At 47.6% G+C, this 19779-nt stretch carries 21 protein-coding genes; 12 read left to right on the forward strand and 9 right to left on the reverse strand.

Annotation, left to right across the window (positions count from 1 at the left end; genetic code table 11):
- Positions 1-65 precede the first annotated feature (65 nt).
- The 4 genes from PMI05_RS14745 (at position 66) to PMI05_RS14760 (ending at position 4723) form a co-directional block, all read left to right on the forward strand.
- Positions 66-2156 carry a carbon starvation CstA family protein gene (locus PMI05_RS14745; RefSeq protein ID WP_007722940.1) on the forward strand — a complete coding sequence of 697 codons (2091 nt, stop codon included), beginning with the start codon at positions 66-68 and terminating at the stop codon, positions 2154-2156.
- Positions 2153-2365 (forward strand): YbdD/YjiX family protein, encoded by a 213-nt coding sequence (locus PMI05_RS14750; RefSeq protein ID WP_007722942.1) that lies wholly within the window; start codon positions 2153-2155, stop codon positions 2363-2365. Before PMI05_RS14745 ends, PMI05_RS14750 begins: the two co-directional genes overlap by 4 nt.
- A gap of 283 nt (positions 2366-2648) precedes the next feature.
- Positions 2649-3473, forward strand: a complete 825-nt coding sequence (locus PMI05_RS14755; RefSeq protein WP_007722944.1) for an inositol monophosphatase family protein — start codon at positions 2649-2651, stop codon at positions 3471-3473.
- A 167-nt stretch (positions 3474-3640) separates the two neighbouring features.
- Positions 3641-4723: a glycoside hydrolase family 15 protein gene (locus PMI05_RS14760; RefSeq protein WP_007722946.1), complete on the forward strand. Its 1083-nt coding sequence runs from the start codon at positions 3641-3643 to the stop codon at positions 4721-4723.
- A gap of 126 nt (positions 4724-4849) precedes the next feature.
- Here the strand turns inward: PMI05_RS14760 and PMI05_RS14765 are convergent, their stop codons facing one another.
- Positions 4850-6130 (reverse strand): MFS transporter, encoded by a 1281-nt coding sequence (locus PMI05_RS14765; RefSeq protein ID WP_007722948.1) that lies wholly within the window; start codon positions 6128-6130, stop codon positions 4850-4852.
- Between the two features lie 295 nt (positions 6131-6425).
- Here PMI05_RS14765 and PMI05_RS14770 point away from each other — a divergent pair, with 295 nt between their 5' ends.
- The 4 genes from PMI05_RS14770 (at position 6426) to PMI05_RS14790 (ending at position 9629) form a co-directional block, all read left to right on the forward strand.
- Complete coding sequence (locus PMI05_RS14770; protein ID WP_007722951.1) at positions 6426-6998, forward strand: PadR family transcriptional regulator; 573 nt, start codon at positions 6426-6428, stop codon at positions 6996-6998.
- The gene (locus PMI05_RS14775; protein ID WP_007722953.1) at positions 6982-7962 is read left to right on the forward strand and encodes a BtrH N-terminal domain-containing protein; all 981 of its coding nucleotides are present in this window, start codon (positions 6982-6984) and stop codon (positions 7960-7962) included. Before PMI05_RS14770 ends, PMI05_RS14775 begins: the two co-directional genes overlap by 17 nt.
- Before the next feature lie 321 nt (positions 7963-8283).
- Positions 8284-8667, forward strand: coding sequence for a hypothetical protein (locus tag PMI05_RS14785; RefSeq protein WP_007722957.1), 384 nt, complete (start codon positions 8284-8286; stop codon positions 8665-8667).
- Positions 8668-8849: 182 nt separating this feature from the next.
- A complete protein-coding gene (locus PMI05_RS14790) occupies positions 8850-9629 on the forward strand; it encodes an N-acetyltransferase (protein WP_007722959.1) in 780 nt (259 codons plus the stop codon).
- 21 nt (positions 9630-9650) lie between these two features.
- Here the strand turns inward: PMI05_RS14790 and PMI05_RS14795 are convergent, their stop codons facing one another.
- The gene (locus PMI05_RS14795) at positions 9651-10532 is read right to left on the reverse strand and encodes a LysR family transcriptional regulator (protein ID WP_007722961.1); all 882 of its coding nucleotides are present in this window, start codon (positions 10530-10532) and stop codon (positions 9651-9653) included.
- A 125-nt stretch (positions 10533-10657) separates the two neighbouring features.
- On the opposite strand from PMI05_RS14795, the gene PMI05_RS14800 reads away from it, so the two are divergent.
- Positions 10658-11440, forward strand: a complete 783-nt coding sequence (locus PMI05_RS14800) for a SagB/ThcOx family dehydrogenase (RefSeq protein ID WP_007722963.1) — start codon at positions 10658-10660, stop codon at positions 11438-11440.
- Positions 11441-11485: 45 nt separating this feature from the next.
- Here the strand turns inward: PMI05_RS14800 and PMI05_RS14805 are convergent, their stop codons facing one another.
- A complete protein-coding gene (locus PMI05_RS14805; RefSeq protein WP_007722967.1) occupies positions 11486-12202 on the reverse strand; it encodes a GDSL-type esterase/lipase family protein in 717 nt (238 codons plus the stop codon).
- Between the two features lie 157 nt (positions 12203-12359).
- On the opposite strand from PMI05_RS14805, the gene PMI05_RS14810 reads away from it, so the two are divergent.
- A complete protein-coding gene (locus tag PMI05_RS14810; RefSeq protein WP_193375266.1) occupies positions 12360-12911 on the forward strand; it encodes a nitroreductase in 552 nt (183 codons plus the stop codon).
- Between the two features lie 42 nt (positions 12912-12953).
- Here the strand turns inward: PMI05_RS14810 and PMI05_RS14815 are convergent, their stop codons facing one another.
- The gene (locus PMI05_RS14815; RefSeq protein ID WP_007722970.1) at positions 12954-13436 is read right to left on the reverse strand and encodes a DinB family protein; all 483 of its coding nucleotides are present in this window, start codon (positions 13434-13436) and stop codon (positions 12954-12956) included.
- Between the two features lie 143 nt (positions 13437-13579).
- Between PMI05_RS14815 and PMI05_RS14820 the strand changes: the two genes are divergently transcribed.
- Both PMI05_RS14820 and PMI05_RS14825 read left to right on the forward strand, forming a co-directional pair.
- Entirely contained in the window at positions 13580-14500 is a 921-nt protein-coding gene (locus PMI05_RS14820; RefSeq protein WP_007722972.1) for a LysR family transcriptional regulator, read from the forward strand.
- A gap of 165 nt (positions 14501-14665) precedes the next feature.
- Positions 14666-15436 (forward strand): ANT(4')-I family aminoglycoside nucleotidyltransferase, encoded by a 771-nt coding sequence (locus tag PMI05_RS14825; RefSeq protein ID WP_007722973.1) that lies wholly within the window; start codon positions 14666-14668, stop codon positions 15434-15436.
- An 89-nt stretch (positions 15437-15525) separates the two neighbouring features.
- Here PMI05_RS14825 and PMI05_RS14830 read toward each other — a convergent pair whose 3' ends face one another.
- The 5 genes from PMI05_RS14830 to PMI05_RS14850 form a co-directional block, all read right to left on the reverse strand.
- Positions 15526-15900, reverse strand: coding sequence for a DUF4440 domain-containing protein (locus PMI05_RS14830; protein WP_007722974.1), 375 nt, complete (start codon positions 15898-15900; stop codon positions 15526-15528).
- Between the two features lie 529 nt (positions 15901-16429).
- Positions 16430-17164: an amino acid ABC transporter ATP-binding protein gene (locus tag PMI05_RS14835; RefSeq protein WP_007722976.1), complete on the reverse strand. Its 735-nt coding sequence runs from the start codon at positions 17162-17164 to the stop codon at positions 16430-16432.
- Positions 17165-17181: 17 nt separating this feature from the next.
- Complete coding sequence (locus PMI05_RS14840) at positions 17182-17877, reverse strand: amino acid ABC transporter permease (protein ID WP_039960825.1); 696 nt, start codon at positions 17875-17877, stop codon at positions 17182-17184.
- The gene (locus PMI05_RS14845) at positions 17864-18697 is read right to left on the reverse strand and encodes an amino acid ABC transporter substrate-binding protein (RefSeq protein WP_007722978.1); all 834 of its coding nucleotides are present in this window, start codon (positions 18695-18697) and stop codon (positions 17864-17866) included. The genes PMI05_RS14840 and PMI05_RS14845 overlap by 14 nt, the downstream gene beginning before the upstream one ends.
- Positions 18698-18777: 80 nt before the next feature.
- Positions 18778-19605, reverse strand: a complete 828-nt coding sequence (locus tag PMI05_RS14850; protein ID WP_007722980.1) for an amino acid ABC transporter substrate-binding protein — start codon at positions 19603-19605, stop codon at positions 18778-18780.
- Between the last annotated feature and the right edge of the window lie 174 nt (positions 19606-19779).

The raw sequence follows: 19779 nt of genomic DNA on the forward strand, positions 1-19779 counted from the left end.
CGATGTGATACGTTTTTCTAAGGTTTATTGCCTGAATATTTCATAAATAGAAGGAGGCGACTTGGATGAAGAAATGGTTTCTTTCCCTCTTGATTTGGGGCGGGATAGCCGCGTTGGGTGCTGTCGGGTTCGGGATGATAGCGCTCTGGCAAGGGGAATCAGTCAACTCGTTCTGGTTACTTACAGCCGCATTTTGCACTTATGCTGTAGCTTATCGTTTTTACAGCAAATTCATAGCCAAAAAACTAATGGCGCTCGATGACAATCGCGCTACTCCGGCAGAAGTGAACAACGACGGCAAAGACTTCGTGCCCACGAACAAATGGGTGTTGTTTGGGCACCATTTCGCAGCGATTGCAGGTGCAGGCCCGCTTGTAGGTCCTACGCTTGCTGCGCAAATGGGATATTTGCCGGGAACGATCTGGATTATCGTCGGGGTCGTGATCGGTGGAGCGGTGCAGGACTTCATTATTTTGTTCGGATCGATGCGTCGCAACGGAAAGAGCCTCGGTCAAATTGCCAAGGAAGAGATCGGTCCTGTTGGCGGAGCACTCGCTTTGATTGGGATTATTGCCATTATGATTATCCTGATTGCTGTTTTGGCCATGGTTGTGGTTAACGCTCTAGCTGAATCGCCGTGGGCTACCTTCACGATATTTATGACCCTACCTATCGCGATATTGATGGGATTGTACATGCGGTATATACGACCCGGGCAGGTATTGGAGGGCTCGATTATCGGGCTTGCCCTGCTGTTCTTTTCCCTCTGGCTCGGTCAAATCGTTGCTGCATCGCCTACATGGGGACCAGCCTTCACGTTTTCCAAGGTACAGCTAGCCTGGATGATAATTGTGTACGGCTTTATTGCTTCGGTTTTGCCTGTGTGGCTGCTGTTAGCACCGCGCGATTACCTCAGCTCATTCTTGAAAGTAGGGACGATTGCGGTATTGGCAGTGGGAATCGTGCTGACACTGCCACCTTTGCAAATGCCAGCACTGACGAAGTTCATTGATGGAACTGGCCCTGTTTTCGCAGGAAATCTGTTCCCCTTCCTGTTTATTACCATCGCGTGCGGAGCCGTATCGGGATTCCATTCTCTCGTATCATCCGGAACGACACCGAAGATGATCGCGAAGGAATCGCATGCGCCACTGATTGGTTACGGTGGGATGCTGATGGAGTCTGGTGTCGCGGTTATGGCGATGATTGCAGCGTGCGTGCTGACTCCCGGAGTCTATTTTGCGATCAACTCACCTGCTGCAGCAATTGGCGTGGATGCAGTCCAGGTTGCGACGACGATAACGGGCTGGGGCTACACCGTAACCCCTGAGCACTTAACAACGCTCGCCAACGACATCCAAGAAAAGACGATCCTTTCCCGGACGGGCGGAGCACCGTCACTGGCAATCGGGATGGCGACGATTTTCTCGGGTGTATTGGGTGGCAAGGCATTAATGGCATTCTGGTATCACTTTGCGATCTTGTTTGAGGCTGTCTTTATTTTGACGACGATCGATGCGGGAACGCGTGTCGGACGATTTATGGTACAAGATATGCTTGGCAACGTCATTCCGAAAATGAAGGAAGTCAACTGGCTGCCAGGTAATTTGATTGGTTCTGGGATCATTACCATCGGATGGGGATACTTCCTGCTCCAAGGTGTCATGGACCCATTGGGAGGCATTTACACCCTGTGGCCGCTCTTTGGTATCGCCAACCAGATGCTCGCCGCGATTGCGTTTACGGTGGGAACGACGATTATTTTCAAAATGGGCAAAGCCGCCTACTCGTGGATCACACTCGTACCGATGGCTTGGCTGACGACGGCTACGCTGACAGCAGGCTGGCAAAAGCTGTTCCATCCTGATCCAAAAATCGGGTTCCTCTCGCATGCAGAAGCATTCCAAAAGGCACTGGATGCCGGTACGCTGCCAAAAGGGGTAAAAACAGTGGAAGCTGCACAAAAAATGATCTTCAACGACCAGATCGATGCGGTGGTATGTGCAATCTTCATGGTCATTACGATTGGGATCATTCTCGACGGAGCGCGGGTATGGATCAATATTCTCCGCGGCAAGCACTATCCGTTGCAGGAGTCGCCGTACATCAAGTCCAAAGGAAATGTATTTGACGGGAAAGGACATCACGTAGCATGAGGCGCAAGCTAAGAGCCATGCGAAAAGCAATGCGTACAGTGAGCTCTGCTATTAAAACGATTTTCGGAATGCCCGACTATGATCGCTATCTCGCCCATTGGTACGAGACTCATGGGGCACCGGGTATATTTCCGATGACAGAGCGTGAGTACTACATGTACGCATTGACCGAGCGATTTGAAAAAGGCGGCGTAACGCGCTGCTGCTAAAGTGGTCATGTAAAAAAGGGTGTCTCCACGGTCAGAAATGACGAGGAGGTACCCTTTTTCAATAATTCGGGAGCTGGGTGAAGCAACGACATTTCAGGCGCATTCCTCATGGCTAACGTGTGGTGTAACAGCAGGTAAAGTATGGTACACTAAATAATATAGCATGGCCGTTTTTTAGCACGAGCTGTCTCATCATTTTCAAATGAAACGTCGAAGCCCCTCTTTCGAGAAGAAAGCGGAGTGCTTTGCGAAAAAATAAGTCAAGTTTTAGGTGGCGATACGTGTGCAAGCATCAACACTGGCGGCTCTCAAGGAGCTCGCTTTGCAATGCGCCCGTTCAGCGGGTGAGCTGAGTCTGAAGCGAATGAAGGAACCTTTTACCGTCGAGTATAAAACATCTGCCTCCGATCTTGTTACAGCCGTAGATAAAGAAGTGGAGAATCACGTCATTCAGATGATTCTTGCACGATTCCCTGATCACGGCATTCTTGGAGAAGAGAGTGCACATGCGGAGGATTACAAGCAGTATGACACGCTTTGGGTCATCGACCCGATTGATGGCACGACCAATTTTGTTCATCAGCAAATCAATTTTTCCGTTTCCATTGCCGTTTACCATAAGGGAGAGGGAATGGTCGGAGCGGTTTACGATCCTTCCAGAGACGAGTTATTTTATGCAGTAAAAGGGGAAGGTGCATTTCTCAATGATCGTCCCTTGCAGGTGAATCGGGCAGTAAGTCTGGAACAAGCTTTGTTATGCACGAGCGTATTTTGGAACAAGCGTGCTGAGCAGATCGGCATCGACTTGATCGTGAAAAAGCTTGCTGGGAAGGTTCGCGGAATGCGCCTTTTGGGAAGCGCCGCTCTGGAGATGGCGTATGTGGCTGCGGGAAGACTGGATGGCTACGTCAGTATGCAGCTCAATGCGTGGGATTTCGGGGCAGCTCGCATTATTGTAGAGGAAGCGGGCGGCCGGGTGACGACCATGACGGGGACACCACTGCCGTACGACCAAAAAAGCAGCGTGATGGCTTGCAACCCGACTTTTTATGAGGAGCTGCAGCATTTCCTGAAATCTGAACATACGGATGTACCTTCACAAAATTAAGTGTCACAAGAACCCGCTGGACATGCGCATCCAGTGGGTTTTCTTTTGCTATGCATATTGGGTTTTCGTTTGGACGTCGGTTGCATATGCTATAAAAGCAGAGCCGGAAGACGAGCAGCGACTGTATTTGTTACGAAGTCGGCTTGTCCGAATAAGGGGGGATAACCATGACCCTGATTGAGGAAAGTGTAAAATTGATTCTTCAGCATCAAGCGAGTAGCGGGGCGTATCTCGCTTCACCCGCATTTGCCCACTATCAGTATGCGTGGCTCCGTGATGGAACATTTACGGCATATGCGATGAACCGTACCGGCAACCATGAGAGCGCCCGCAAGTTTTACCAATGGTGCGATGATGTGATCCGAAAGCATGAGGCAAAGGCAAGAGCAGCCATTACGGCAGTAAAAAAAGGGTTAGACAAAAATGATGCGGGGAACGACCGCTTTTTGCATACGCGCTATACAGCGGACGGAGAAGAAGTAGCAGGCGAATGGGGCAGCTTTCAGCTCGATGGCTACGGGACATGGCTGTGGGGGCTGGCTGAGCATGTGCGGATAAGTGGGGAGCATGACTTGATTCACGAGCTGAGGCAATCTATTGAACTGACGATTGACTATGTAGTGGCGTGCTGGCAGCTCCCTAACTTTGATTGCTGGGAAGAGGGAGGAGACCGAATCCACCCAGTGACGCTAGGAGCCATTTATGCTGGGATCAAGGCGATGGAGCCTTATTTGTCCGACCGAGCTTCCGAACTCGCTCAGCAAGGAGAGACCATTGGCCAATTCATACGCGAGCATGGCACAGCCAACGGGCGATTGATAAAATCCGTCGGGGACCATTCTGTAGATGCAAGTCTGCTCTGGCTGGCACTGCCGTATGGGATCGTCGACGTGGATGATCCGCTTATGATCCGAACTGTGCAAGCCATAGAAGAGGAGCTGCGAGCAGGATACGGCGTGCATCGCTACCCGGCTGATACGTATTACGGCGGGGGGCAGTGGCTGCTGTTATCTGCCTGGTTGGGCTGGTATTACGTGAAAACGGGTAGGCGTGAAGAAGCCGAAAAGATTGCAGCGTGGATTGTGTCCAAACGGCAAGCGAGCGGACTGCCTGAACAAGTACAGGAGCATTTGCTTTCCACGGCTCATTATGAGATGTGGGTGGAGAGGGCAGGGCATCCCGCTGTGCCGCTCCTTTGGTCGCATGCGATGTTTCTCGTGTTGGCGGCAGAGCTCGGCATTTGTCACTAGCCAGGAAGAGGGTCTTCCTGGCTTTTTAAATTGCTGACATCGATTGACACTGTTTGTTTGTATGCTCAGCTCAAGACCAAACAGGGTGGCGATCAACCGTTAGTTTCATACTTCTTAAGGCACTCCTTAGCTCTTTATAGACACATCTTTTTCCAATGTTAATTCATGAAATGATTTCACACGTAGTTGTAAAAATGGGGTGAACAATAATGTGCAAGCCGAAGCTAACAATCCAATGCCACCCGCAAATAAAGCGAACCGTAAACCCATTGCTCCCCCTATCATCCCTCCAATTAACGAACCAAGCGGTAAAGAACCCCACGAGATAAATCGAAATGTAGCATTCACGCGACCTTGCAGGGCATCGGGTACAATTACTTGACGTAAACTGATGGTACTAATGCTAAACATGGAGACACCCATTCCGAAAAGAAGCTGTCCGAGCATCATAATCACCGCAATACTTAATTCTGATCCTACTGCTAATGGAGCAAGCAAACCGCCACTTGCTGCGATCGTAGCGGAACCCACAATTGTTGGACCTACTCCAAAACGACGTACAGCCCTTTGGGCAAGCAGAGAGCCAAATAGGTACCCTACTCCTAGCGTTACATAAATGATGCCAAGAATACTCGTACTGATTTTGAGTTCTTGCGATGCATATAGAACATAAACACTAAAAATAACATTCCAGGAAAGGTTAAAGACTGTTGAGCAGCGCACCACTCCCCACAGTAACGGTTTTGTGTAAACCGTATGCAGCCCTTCTTTAATTTCCAGCCACATGTTTTTTGGTTTTTTCGCATCTGTCACGATTGTCTCCAACTTGCGAATCCGGGCTATGTACACAGCGGATACAAAAAAGGATACCGACGTGAACAATATTGCAAAAGGAGCGGTGATTAACTGTTCCAGTCCACCAGATAAACCCGGCCCAGCAATTTGTGCGGTAGATTTACTTGTCTCTAGTTTGCTATTCCCATCAACAAGCTGCTCCTTGCTCACAATGGAAGGCAAAAAGGATGTATAGGCAACATCAAAAAAGACAGTACAGATACCCACTAGGAAGGCTATCAAATATAGAACTGTCATATTCAGGAATCCAGTTAAGGCTGTCAGCGGTACAATGAGCAGTAATGCACCCCTGAAAAAGTTAGCGGCGACAAGAATTGGTCGCCGGGGAAATCTGTCTATCCATACACCAGCGAGCAAACCGAAAATGATAAATGGCGCATACTCGGCAAAACCAAGCAACCCCATTTGCATGGGACTGGCCCCTAAATAGAGAGCTGCCACTAATGGCATTCCTAATAATGCAACCTGAGTCCCAAACTGTGATGCAGTTTGCCCAATCCAGAGCCTGCGAAAATCTGTGTTAGTTAACAATCCTTCTGCCTTGTTACTCATGCACGTTCCCCCATTTTTCGTCACAACTAATTACCGTTTTTAGTATAGGGGAATTTACGTTTCAAGATCTTGCGCTTTCATTATCATGACCAAAGCACGACGTCAAAAAAAGATCGGGATGATCAGTCGATGCTGAGAGCTCAAGTGCCGCCTCAAGACCCGTACATTCGGAAGTTCGTCAGTTCCTGATTTGAACATTCTCAAGCTGTAGTTTTCTCGCAGATTCGGTTTTTGAGTTTTTATTACACCTATGTTATATTCCATATATGAAATACTCAAGATTAGGAGTCTCTCTATGCATACATTATCGAATGTCGAATTCATGCTCCTGCAAATGATCGCGGAGCATAGTCAAGCTTCCGGGTACGATATTATGAAGTTAGTCGAGCAGCGAGGTTATAAAGAATGGGCGAATATCGGTACAACTTCGATATATGCAGGATTGAAGAAACTTAGCGATAAAGGATGGATCTCACCTGAGACATCCGACGAGAAATCCGGCAAGGGGCCAACGCCGACCCGGTTTGCCCTCACCGAAGTGGGTATACGTAAGCTGAGAAATGAAATTCTTGATAGTCTGTCGTCTACACGGGAACGTGACAACCGCTTCGATCTCGGTTTGGCCGCTTTGCCCCATATCGAGAAGGAAGAGGCCGTCATTGCTTTACGGAAACGACTGGATTTTCTTGGAGAAGCCTCGATAAAAATAAGACAGAAGTACGAATCACAAGGCGGAGCTAGCTTGCCGCTGAACGTAAGGGCGTTGTTCTTGCATCCATTCAGCTTAATCGAGAGCGAGCAAGCGTTCGTTAGCCGTTTAATACATGAATTATTGGAGGAGGCAAGTAGACATGGTCAAATTTATTGAAGGTTTTATTCCTTATCCAGGCGAACATTGCGAAACAACCGCCATAGGCAATTTAATGCAATATGCGGGAGTCCGCCTGTCTGAGCCGATGTTGTTCGGACTCGGGCAAGGGCTTGGATTCATATACTGGGATTCGAAGGGAATGGACTTCCCCTTCATCGGAGGAAGGGTAAAACCGGATAAACTGACCGCTTATCTCGCCGAACGACTCGGCTTGAACGTCAGATATCAAGAAACCTCGTCCGTCCATAAGGCGTGGCAGAACGTCCGAAGCAGCATCGAACACGGCTTTCCGGTTGGGCTTAAATTAGATGCCTATTACTTGGATTATTTTACGAACAAAGTGCACTTCGCCGGTCACTATGCGGTACTTTACGGTATAGATGACGAATACGCCTACTTGGCGGACACCAGACAACAGGGTGGACTTGTGAAGACGAGTTTGACAAGCTTGGCCGCTGCCAGAAATGCAAAGGGACCCATGAGCTCCCGGAATCGTTCCTTTACGATCGAGCCAAACGACGCATTGCTTCCGCTTGTTCCTGCTTTACGCGAATCCTTGACCATGAATGCGCATGACTATCTGAACCCGCCTATTCAGAATATTGGCAATAGAGGCATTGTTAAAATGAGCAATGAAATCTTGAAGTGGCCTTCTCGCAGCAACAATTTCGAACATGATTTATGTCTTACCGCGACGCTAATGGAGCGGGCGGGAACCGGCGGCGCTTTATTTCGGAATCTGTATAGGGATTATTTGAGAGAATGTGCTGATCGGCTGGAGGACCCGAGGATTGAACAAGCCCACTGCATGTTTACAGAGATCGCTCCAATGTGGGTTAGCGTCTCTGCTTCAATCGACCATGCAGGAAGAACAGGTGAGCACCAAGAGCTCGTGCATGCGTCTAAGCTGTTGCTCGAGATTGCGGATAAAGAACGCGCAGCCATGGAGCTATTGTTGTGATAGCCTTACACTTACTTACATTGAACGGAATCCAAAAAGGCAATAAGTATTTAAAATCATCCTTAACAGAAGCAGCTCATTCAGTTGGTGCCTCCAAAAACTACCTGGGTGCATTGTATCGCCGAACACTAGCACGAAAAGGCAAACAAATTACAGAATTTAATTTTCATGGTAAATGTATACAGGGAAGCAAAAAGTAAAATATGAGCAACGCAAAAATTTTCTGTATATACTCAAGAGGGATGGATCCTTCCGAAAATACCTATATGCTTAAATGATCGCGTATAATAGCTCGATTTCAAAAGAGGAGGAATCAGAAAGTTGAAGTTCTATCGCTATGTGTTAAGTATCCCACCTTTGGATTGGGAGTGTTGCTTTCTTAGCATTGAGGAGTATAAGCAGAGCTTTGCGAATAAGTATAATCAGAAAATAGAGTATTACAGGCAAGTTATCGGGGATTGTCAACAGCATCTCGCTGATGTCGACAACCTTGCTGTTGTGACTTATAAGGATCTGTGTGCAAGCGTTCATTCTACTGAGCTACGCTGTCCAGCCATGATTTTCTCCATACCGAGTGGTGATCATCGAGGTTCAGCTTTGTTTTGTATCATCTACAAGCTTGAAGACGACGGGGATACGTTTATTTACTCTCCTGTTCCACTTGTTCATCTAGAGCAAGATCAAGCAGGTGAAATAGAGCTTTAATTGTTTGCATTCAGAGGTGGCTTGAATGCTAATCAACTGTGTGCCGATAGTTGTTTCAAACTTCTTTGTTTTCGCTGGAGAGAAATAGAAAAGAATCGCCGATTTTAATCTGGCATCAAAAGGCTGGGTCAAATCGTCCGTGATCGTAGATAAAAGCAGAGGAAAGGGGGAGGCGGTAAACAATGGGGTATATAGAAATCACGAAAAAGAATATAGAAGCGGAGCACATATGCTGTGCATTAGGTGCAAAACAATACGAACATGCAGTAGCCGAGAAGAAGAAGTGGCTGACAGAGCGAATGGATGAAGGCTTGGTTTTTTATCGCTTGGATGAGCGGGCAAAAGTGTTTATTGAATACTTGCCTGCGGAAATGGCTTGGGTTCCAATTGAAGCCCCCAATTATATGTATATCAACTGCTTGTGGGTGTCTGGCAAATATAAAGAGAACGGGCATGCGAAACAATTGTTGCATCATTGCAAGGAAAATGCCGTCAAACGTGGTATGGACGGAATCGTTCATATCGTAGGGAAGAACAAGTATCCGTATTTGAGTGAGAGACGTTTTTTTGAACATATGGGGTTTGAGCTGGCAGACCAAGCAGAACCGTACTTTCAATTAGTGGCATGGAAATGGAATGAACAAGCTGCTATGCCGTCCTTTAAGAAAACAGGAACGACTTCTTCAAAGGAGAATGGCGTCACCATTTATTACACAGCGCAGTGTCCATTTGCTGTTGGTGTTTTGGAAGAGTTGAGAAAAGTAGCGGAAGCGAAAAGTGTCCCCTTTCATTCGTACAAGCTGACAACGAGGGAAGCAGCACAGAACGCGCCTGTCATATGGACAACCTTTGGCTTGTTTTATCAGGGTGAATTTATTACCCATGAAATCATGAGTGCCAACAAATTTGAAAAATGGCTAACAGAGCTTCTCGCACACCAAAAGCCCCGCCAATCCCAATAGGCGAGGGCTTTGTTCGTGTGGCTACTTGCTCGTAGGCGTGAAGTCTATGCTTTTTACATATTGCTGGCTGTGAACGGCGAACTCTGCCGTGAGTGGGGAGATCGACTGCCAGTTGCGCACCGCGAGCACCACTTCCCTAGTAATCGGGGGCGACAGAGGGATCGCTACGACTTTGGGGATGACAGGTGGCATGTACAGCTCAGGCATGATAGTGACGCCGATATACTCTTGCACCATGGTCAAAATCGTATACACCTCACGCACTTCAAACGTAACTGTTGGGGTAATGTGATTCTCTTGCAGCATTTTTCGGATGCAGCCATCCTTTGGCATGATAAAACAGCGTTCCGCAATTTCGGAAAAACAAAGGGTCTGGCTGTCTTTCAAAGGATGGGTATCTGGTAAAATGACCATCATTTCGTCTTGCAAGAGCGGCAACGTTTGCATGTCCTTATCAGGCATAACGGTAAAGGCAATATCGACAACAGAGCTGTGCAGCCAGTTGCTAATCTCATCACTATCGCCTTCCAAAAGCAGGATGTCCACGGCAGGAAACAGCTTGCGAAAGCTACCCAAAAGTCCAGGTAAAAAGCGAGAGGCGACGCTGGGGATTGAGGCAATACGCAGGGTACCGGACGAAATCCCGCGGGCCACGTTTGCTTCCTCCGTCATGCAGGATGTGATGTTCAAAATGTCGCGAGCGTGCGCAAGCATTCGCTCTCCGATGCTCGTCGGAGTGATCCCGCTGCGACTTCGCTGAAAAAGACTGACGCCTAGCTCTTTTTCCAGGGACTGTATCATTTGCGAGACGGCGGATTGCGTAAAGCCGATTTCTTCTGCTGCCCGTGTGAAGCTTCCAGCTTTTGCTGCGGCGACAAACACTTGCAGTTGGGTAAGCGTCATGTCTCCTCGTTCCTTTTCATTAGTTTTATCTTATGAAAAATATTATAAATCATTGTTTTACTAATGGAAAAGAGCTTCGTATAGTAAAAGGCATCACCACCAAGAAAATACGAGGAGGAACATAGATGCATCCCGAATGGCAGAGAATTGCAAATGAATTTATCGAGGCGACCTCTTACCGGGTAGGCGAGCTGGAAAAAGGCTGGGCCTCTCGTTACGATTTTTCGAAAAGACCAGCGACGTATTTGCGCTATGAAAAGGTATTTACCCGCATTGATTTGGGCAAGCCGCAGTTTCCAACGTCCGTCGATTTGTGGGAGGTCCTCGCCAATCGAAGATCCAAGCGTAATTTCTTGAAGCAGCCAATGACGCTTAACGAATTGAATCTCCTACTATGGGGTACACAGGGCATCACAGATGATATGGGAGACTATCAATTACGCACGACGCCGTCTGCCGGCGCCCTGTATCCGATTGAGACGTACCTGATGATTAACAACGTGGAGGGACTTGAGGAAGGCCTGTATCACCTGGATGTACAGAATTGGTGCTTGGAGGGACTGAAGAGAGAGGACACGGCCGAGATCGCCTATCTGTTCACAGAAGAACAAGAGGTGACGAGACGGGCTGCTGTCAATTTCGTTTGGACAGCGATGGTGGATCGCACGAAAGACAAATACAAAGAGCGTGCGTACCGCTATATTTGGTGGGATTCCGGGCATGTGTCGCAGAACCTGCATTTGGTAGCAAACGGACTGGGGCTTGGGGTAACGACGATTGGTCACTGGATGGATCATGACATGAACGAATATTTAGGCATCGATGGTAAGTCTCATATGTCTGTTTTGATGGCATCAGTGGGAAAAATCGCAGGTGGGCATTGGCTGACGGACCGTCGACCGGAATAAGCAGTAAAAAAAGGATGGGCATAAGAAGCCGCATCCTTTTTTCATTCAGGATGGTGTGCCAAGTGCGATGTCATGTGCATAAAGTGTATCGCGCAGAACGGTCGCCATGAGCTGGTAGCCGAGGACATGCGGATGAAGTCCGTCGTCAGCCAATTCCTTGCGCAGTGTGATGCCATCAGTCTCTGTCATGCGGGAGTGATAATCGACATAGAGACAGTTTGTTTGTTCAGCAATCACTTGAAAACGTTTATTGATAGTAATCACGAGCTCGTTTCGCTCACGGTTGCGTGCGTATCGGTCCATGCTTGTAGGCAAAAGGGAACAAAGAATGGGCTGGATGCCTTGCTCGAGAGCCGCATACACCATTGCTTCTATATCAGTGGTCACCTGCTGGCAAATTTCTTGGGGTGTCAGTCGGTCGGAAGGCAAGAATGTATCTAACGCCCACGTATTGTTAATCCCGATCATGATCATGACGTAACGTGGCTTTAATTGAAGGACGTCCGCGGCAAAACGCCTACGGGCCTGCTCGGTTGTGTCACCGCCGATTCCACGATTGACGATCGTCTGACCCGACCGGCCAAAAAAGGTAGCGAGATCCCACCAATGCGTGATGGAATCGCCGAAAAAAACAAAATCGACAGGCTGCTGGTGGAAAAGCAACGCTTCATTATGAAAATCAAACTCGTTGCGTCGCCTGTCTGCTGGCGCATCGATACTGAAAAATCCTGGCTTTATGAGAGCTGGGCGCTGTCCGTCCAAGCTACATCCCTCCTCGTCCAAAAGTTTACCATATCCCTGTAAGCGTAGTGTGCAGTTTCGTTTACTTCTTACTTGATTTTGCCGAGTGTACACGATAACATATGTTCTAAATAAGACTGATAACCATTATCAAAGTGTGAAAGTCTAAGAGAAGAGGGTGACCGTTGTGTCCATTGCCAAAATTATTCGAGAGCGCCGCTCTATTAAAAAAGACTATAAACCAGATACTGTGTCCGAAGAACTTGTTCTAGAGCTGTTGAATGACGCAGTGTACGCGCCAAACCATGGTATACGTGAGCCATGGAGATTTATGTTTGTATCTTCAGAGAAAAAAGAAGCGTTCGTAGAGAAGCTGATCACCTGCTATCCGCAAGAAGCCTATCAGGCGCGCAGAGACATGTACAACCAACCGGCAGCTTATTTGGTTGTCATCATGAAAGAAGACCCGCGCCAAAAACAATGGGAAGAAGATTTCAGTGCGACCGCTGCTCTCATTCAAAACTTCCAGTTGCTCGCATGGGAGCGTGGATTAGGCGTCGTCTGGAAAACAAACGCACACAACTGGGACCCGAAGGCACACGCCATCTTGGGTGTTGCACCAGGAGAGAAAGTCGTTGGTTTCCTGCACCTCGGTTTTTTCGATCAGGAAAATGTACCAGCAGCACGCACACGCACATCTGCCGAAGAAAAGTTCACTCGGTTCGAATAAACGAAAAAAACGAGACCATTGGAAGGTCTCGTTTTTTTGCAATTACTCTGCTGCTGCTTCCTGCGCTACGACTTTTACCATGCTTGAAATGATCCCTAGATGAATGGACTCGTGCATGACGGCAAAGTTAAAGACTTCTCCTACCGTCGTAAACTGGAAGGGACCCATTGTAATAGGGGCTGGCAAAGCTGTCTCTAGCTCGTGAGGGGTGACGGAGGCCAGCAGATCTAGCTGTACGGACAAGTAGTGAATCAGCTCATCTTTCGAGGGTGGTGCAGTCGTCCAGTCAGAAGGCTTCGTTCCCGTCTGAAAAAGAGTAGCGAAAGAAGCGGGCAGGTCAGATTGGTAAGGCAAGCCGATGGACAGGAAATGCTGAAAACAAAAGACGATATGCCCGATATTCCAGCGAAGTGTATTTGAAAAAGCGGGGGATTGAACATCCAATAGCTCCTCAGGAATCATGGGAATCTGTTGCAGGCCAATTTGACGAACGGATGTGGCTGTAATGATCATGCTTTGAGACATCAGACAAAACCTCCCTATCATTTTCCTATGATTGACAGTGCTCTTACCGTCAACTAAAGTGTACGTCGTAGGGGAAAACGCAACAATCATGCTTTTCCGATTAGAATGATTAGTAAAAATGATAAGGCGAAAGAGGTGAAGCAATGGAGCTCAGGCAATTGGAGTATTTTATAGCAATATGTGAGGAAATGCATTTTTCCCGGGCCTCAGAAAAGCTGTGTACCTCGCAGTCCAATCTCAGCCAGCAAATCAAGTTTTTAGAGAGTGAACTGGGTGTCCCGCTGTTTGACCGCTTAGGCAAGCGAATCACGCTGACGGAAGCAGGAAAGGTATTACTGGAACAGAGTCGGCATGTTTTTTCCCATATTGACTACGCACGCGAAGCGATTGCTGCCATGAAAAACTGCGAAGGGGGCACGCTCACGATCGGTGTCCTGCCTGGTGATGCTGACTTGTTGTTTGATGCTCTTCTTGTAGAATTTCACCGCTTGTATCCCAAAACATCCTTATCCGTCATTGAGTCTACAAGAATAGTGGAGCAAATCATATCTGGCGAGATTGATTTGGGCGTGACTGTGTTACCTGAGCCAGATGAGAGAATCACTGTCATTCCGCTTTTTCACGAAGAGTTCGCTTTGGCGGTTCATACCGCACATCCACTTGCCAAGGAAAAGGCAATCAAATTTGATCAGCTTCAAGATGTAAAAATGGTGATGTTTCCACCGGATCATCAAGCGAGACAGCTCATCAATCGCTATTGCTTACAGGAAGGCTTTCGTTTGCAGCCTCATATCGAAACGACCACACTCCTGTCTCTGTTGACTCTTGTAAAAAAGGGGATCGGGGGCTGTATCCTGCCTAGCTTATTGCTGCAAAACGTAAACGACGACGAGATTGCGATCATCAATTTGCATCCGACACCCAGCCAAGACATCTGCCTAGTTTATCGCAGGGACAAATATATGGGGTTCGCCGCTCGTACCTTCATCGATACGCTTCAAGCGTATATTCAATCGGCCATCGACAACGCCCATGCTCCCACTACGAATAAAAATCGCTCGTAAGATTTTCCTTTCCTTGGTAAAATGCATATCATGACGAACCTTACGATCTGGTCGATGGGAGGAAGTTCACATGCATCCAAAAAAAGTCCCCCGTTAATCCCGAGGTCCTCCATTCATGTATTTGTGTCAGCTCACCCCACAATATATCAAGGGAGATGTACGTAAATGAACATGAATGGACCTATAAAAATATCTCGAAGTGAACGATTTCAAACCTGCCAAGAAATTGCTGCGAGATTACAGGAAGTGTACAAAGAAAAAGTTCTTGCCATTGGGGTGTATGGTTCCGTTTCTCGAGGGACAGACGGCCCTTACTCGGATATCGAGATGTTTTGTGTACTAGAAAAATCAGGGGAAGAAATAGAATTTAGCTACGAATGGTCAGCGGGACCTTGGAAGGCTGAAGTGAATGTGTGCAGTGCAGATGTTTTGCTGAACACGGCCGCTACGGTCGAGGATGATTGGCCACTGACACATGGCCCATTCTTTTCTCCGCTGAGTCTGTACGATCCGAAGGGCTTTTTTGAAACGCTCAAAAAAGCAGCAGAATCACCATCGGAGGAAGAGTTCACAGAGGGAATCAACGGTATTCTCGTAGGAGAAATGTACGAGTTTATTGGAAAGTTGCGAAACGTAAATATAAACGGCCCACATACCTATCTGCCCTACTTGGCTATGGAGTTTGCCCAATACGGTGCGATGTTGATCGGGCTGCATAACCGACAGCTTTACTCGACAGGGGCCAAGGTTTTGCCGGAAGCGCTGGAATTGCCACATCGTCCAGCTGGATTCGATCAGGTAGCCAGATTGGTGATGGCGGGGGATCTGACTGATTCAGCAAAAATCGTTAGCGCTTGCGAAGCATTCTGGGAGGGTCTCCAAGAGTGGGCTGCACAGCATGAGTATGTGATTCATTCAGAGAGAATCCCTTTTTAATCGATAAAAAACAAACGAGACCCCTTGCATGAGGGGTCTCGACTTACCAAGAAAGCCTTGCTACCTAGCGAGGCTTTTATTTTTGGGGCTTACTCAACTTTGCCGCTCAGATGCTCGTGAATGAGCTTCCATTCATCTGTCTCTGTTTTCGTAAAAATATTCGTGGCTCTACCACTTCCCGTGACGAATTCCCCGTTGTAATAGCCTTGATATTGATACGTATATACACAGCTAGCGGACCTTTGATCGACAGCAATCCACTGGACTTCCGTAGCCGCATAGACTTCATCCTTGATCAGATGCCAAGCATTTTCAAAGTAAGTGCGGATCTCACTCATGGATGTACAAGTCTTGTCGGAAAACCAGTAAATGGCATTCGGATGAAGTGCGTTTTCTACATTGGCAAAGTCATGTGTATTGGTAGCGTCAATATATTGCGCTAACGCCTGTTTATATCCTTCCAAAAAATAATCCCTCTCTCCGCTAAAAATGTCTAGTTATCCATATTTTATATGTTAGCGGCAAAGAAAAAAAGCCCGCCCGATGTAGAAGGGGGCTATTCGGGCGGAAATGGAGGACGTAATGTCCATCGTAGGGTCTGACACATTCATGATAGTTGTCTGATGTTAAGGAAGAGTAGAGAGAACATGAAGCATTTGTTAATTTTAGGTTTTGTATAAATGCGGAGGGCAAGCACCCGTTTTTTTCTTTTTAATCACTAGGATAGACAGGCATCCATACAGGAGAGATGCGGCTGTCATAAGCTGACTGTGTACTGATCCTTGCCAGCAGATCGGTGCGTCCATCTGATTTCAATGGGAGGAGAGGAAGATTATGGGTTGCGATCGCGGAGGCTTCGGCTTTTTTGGTGGCGGGTTCATTTGGATACTCATTATTATTTTCCTAGTGATTTGCTTCATTGATGATTAAGGCAATATTGCAAAGAAAAGACTCTGTGCTCTTATACAAGAGACAGAGTCTTTTTTCTGGTCACTACTTCAAATGCTGCAAAAACTGACGTGTGCGTTCCTCACGCGGTTTTGCGAACAAATTGGAAGGTGTATCTCGCTCCACGATGACGCCTTGGTCCATGAAAATAACCTCGTCGGCAACTTCCCGGGCGAAGCCCATCTCGTGAGTGACGACGATCATCGTCATCCCTTCCTGGGCAAGCTCCTTCATCACCTTCAACACTTCACCAACGAGCTCCGGGTCGAGAGCGGAGGTAGGCTCGTCAAATAGCATGACTTGCGGGTCCATCGCCAGTGCCCGAGCAATGCCTACACGCTGCTGTTGTCCACCAGACAACTGTGCAGGATAATGGTCCAGCTTATCACTGAGACCAACTTTTGTCAGGAGAGCAGCGGCTTTCGCACGTGCTTTTTCTTTGTCTTCTTTTTTGACAGTGACAGGTCCCTCCATCACATTTTCAACGGCTGTCATATGCGGGAACAGATTGTAGTTTTGAAACACCATCCCGGTCTGCTTACGCAGCTTCGGAATACTCGTTCTCTCTACTTTTTTGGAAAAGTCCAGCTTGACGTCACCGATCTGGACACTGCCGTTGGTCGGAACCTCAAGTGCATTCAGGCAGCGAAGTAAGGTTGTTTTACCGGAGCCAGAAGGACCGATGATAACGACTACCTTTCCTTTTTCCACTGAGAGGGAAATGCCTTTGAGTACATGTAAGGTATTGAATTGTTTATGCACATCCGTGATCGTAATCATGCGATTTCACCTGCTTTTTAGACATAACGGTCCAGCTTGTTTTCGATGCGATCCTGGATAATGGAGAGTATGAAGCAAATCACCCAGTAAATAAGGGCCGCTTCCGCATAGACGAGCAGCGGCTCATATGTCGCAGCGACGACTTCTTGGGCTTTGCGAAACATCTCTGGTACCAGAACGACCGAAGCCAGGGAAGTATCCTTGACCAGACTAATAAACGAGTTGGACAAAGGAGGAATGGAGACGCGAGCTGCCTGTGGGAGCACGACTCTGCGCAGTGCTTGCCAGTAGGTCATCCCCAGGGAATAGGCTGCTTCCCATTGCCCTTTGTGAATGGACAAGATTGCGGCACGTACCACCTCGGAGGAATAGGCACCGACGCTGAGAGAGAAGCCGATGATTGCCGACGGTATCGGATCGATCATCAAGCCGATGCTCGGCAAGCCATAAAAAATGATGAACAATTGGACCAATAAAGGAGTACCGCGAATGATCGATACATAAAAGCGGGCGATGGCAATCAGCGGCTTAATGCCGGATAGTCGTGCCAACGCAGTGAGAACTGCAAGGATCAGACCAATGAAAAAGGCAGCGATGGCGATTGTCAAAGAATAGAGCAAGGCTCCTTTCAACAGAGGAAGAAAGGAGCTTTGCGCGATATCGATCCATCGGTTCAGGCGTTCTGGGTTTTCAAAGAAGCTACTTAGAGACATCTGCACCAAACCATTTCTCTGATATTTTTGCGAGGGTACCATCTTTCGTCATGTCATCCAGTGCTTTGTTGAATGCATCAACCAGCTCTGTGCTGCCCTTGCGGAAGAGGAAGCCGTTTTTCGCTACGTTCGGATCTTTTGCGATAATTTTGATAGGAACATCAGGCTTTTGCTTCATGAAGTCCAACAGGGAAATCCCATCGTTGATCGTAATATCTACACGCTTGGAAACAAGCAAGTCAATCGCTTGGTTAAAGCCTTCCACACCGACGATTTCCGCTCCGTTTTTCTTCGCGATATCGGTGAGGTTGCTCGTCAATGTTTGCGCTGCCCTCAGACCTTTAATATCCTCGAAGCCTTTTACGGTCGTGTTGTCTTTATGGGTGACAAGGACCGCTGTGGATACGGTATATGCATTGGAGAAGTCGTACTTTTCCTGGCGATCAGGGCGAATGCCTACCTGATTCGCTACGACATCAAAGCGCTTGGAGTCAAGTCCAGCGAACATGGCATCCCATTGTGTTTCTTGAAACACAGGCGCAACACCGATGCGCTTTGCTACCTCTGTCACGACCTCCACATCATAGCCCGTCAGCTTGCCAGACTGATCGTGGAACGTAAACGGCGCGTATGTGCCCTCGGTTCCGATCAGAATTTTACCGTCGGCTTTTACTTTTTCCAACAAGTTTTGTTCTTTTTTCTCTTCTGTTGGGGCAGGAGCGGCACTATTTTGCGGTGGTTGTCCAGTTGAAGACGACCCGCAACCTGCCAATGCGACTAACAGAGTGGAAGCGAGAAGGGAAAATAATAGTTTTTTCATAAATTAACCCCCACTAAACCGATGTGAAATTGAATAGGATCATACTAAAAGGGACAGACAATTTTGTCAACGCCTAAGAATTACTTCGTGATATCCTCGCCGAACCATTTGATGGAAATTTTGGAAAGGGTACCGTCCTGCTGCATTTCATCGAGCACCTTGTTAATCGCGTCAGTCAGTTCTGTGCTTCCTTTACGGAACATGAAAGCGGTTGGTTGGCCATCTGCATTTTTCGCCACGACTTTGATTGGCGTATCCGGCTTTTGTTTCAGGAAATCAAGCACCGACAAATTATCGTTGAGCACGACGTCCACGCGTTTTTGTGCAATCAGGTCAATCGCTTGATTGAAATTGTCTACACCGACGATTTCCGCCTCATTGGCGCGTGCGAGGTCAGCGTAGTTGCTTGTCATAGATTGTCCGGCTTTTAACCCTTTGATATCCTTGAAGTCTTTGACGGTGTTATTGTCCTTGTGAGTCACCAAAACCGCACGGGAAATCGTATATGGCTTGGAGAAATCGTACTTTTCCTGACGATCAGGACGGATTCCTACCTGATTGGCAATGACGTCAAAGCGCTTGGAGTCGAGTCCAGCAAACATGGCATCCCACTGGGTTTCCTGGAACACAGGCTCTACACCGAGCCGCTTGGCAACTTCTGTGACAACCTCCACATCATAGCCGGTCAATTTGCCCGACTGATCATGGTACGTAAACGGAGAGTATGTACCTTCCGTACCAATGACGAGTTTCTTCTCGGCTTTCACTTTTTCTAGCAAATTTTGCGAAGCTGCTTGATCAGCAGGCGGAGTCGTATTATTCGGCTGAGAAGGAGAACCGGAAGTGCTACAGCCAGCCATTCCCAGTAGCAGACAAGATAGTAAGGTAGACAGAATGACTTTTTTCATGTTGTAATCCCCTTTATGTTAATCGGATTTCATGGATTCATAGTAGTGGTCGTTCATGCCTTTGTCAATCTTTAAATTGTTAAATCCTATTTGATTACTCTGAATTAAGGTCTATGCAGCTGCGGTGAAGAGAAGAATATTTCCAGTCTAGGCTCCAGGCTCCGTCCTGCTGGG

This window comes from Brevibacillus sp. BC25 (assembly GCF_000282075.1).
GTDB lineage: Bacteria > Bacillota > Bacilli > Brevibacillales > Brevibacillaceae > Brevibacillus.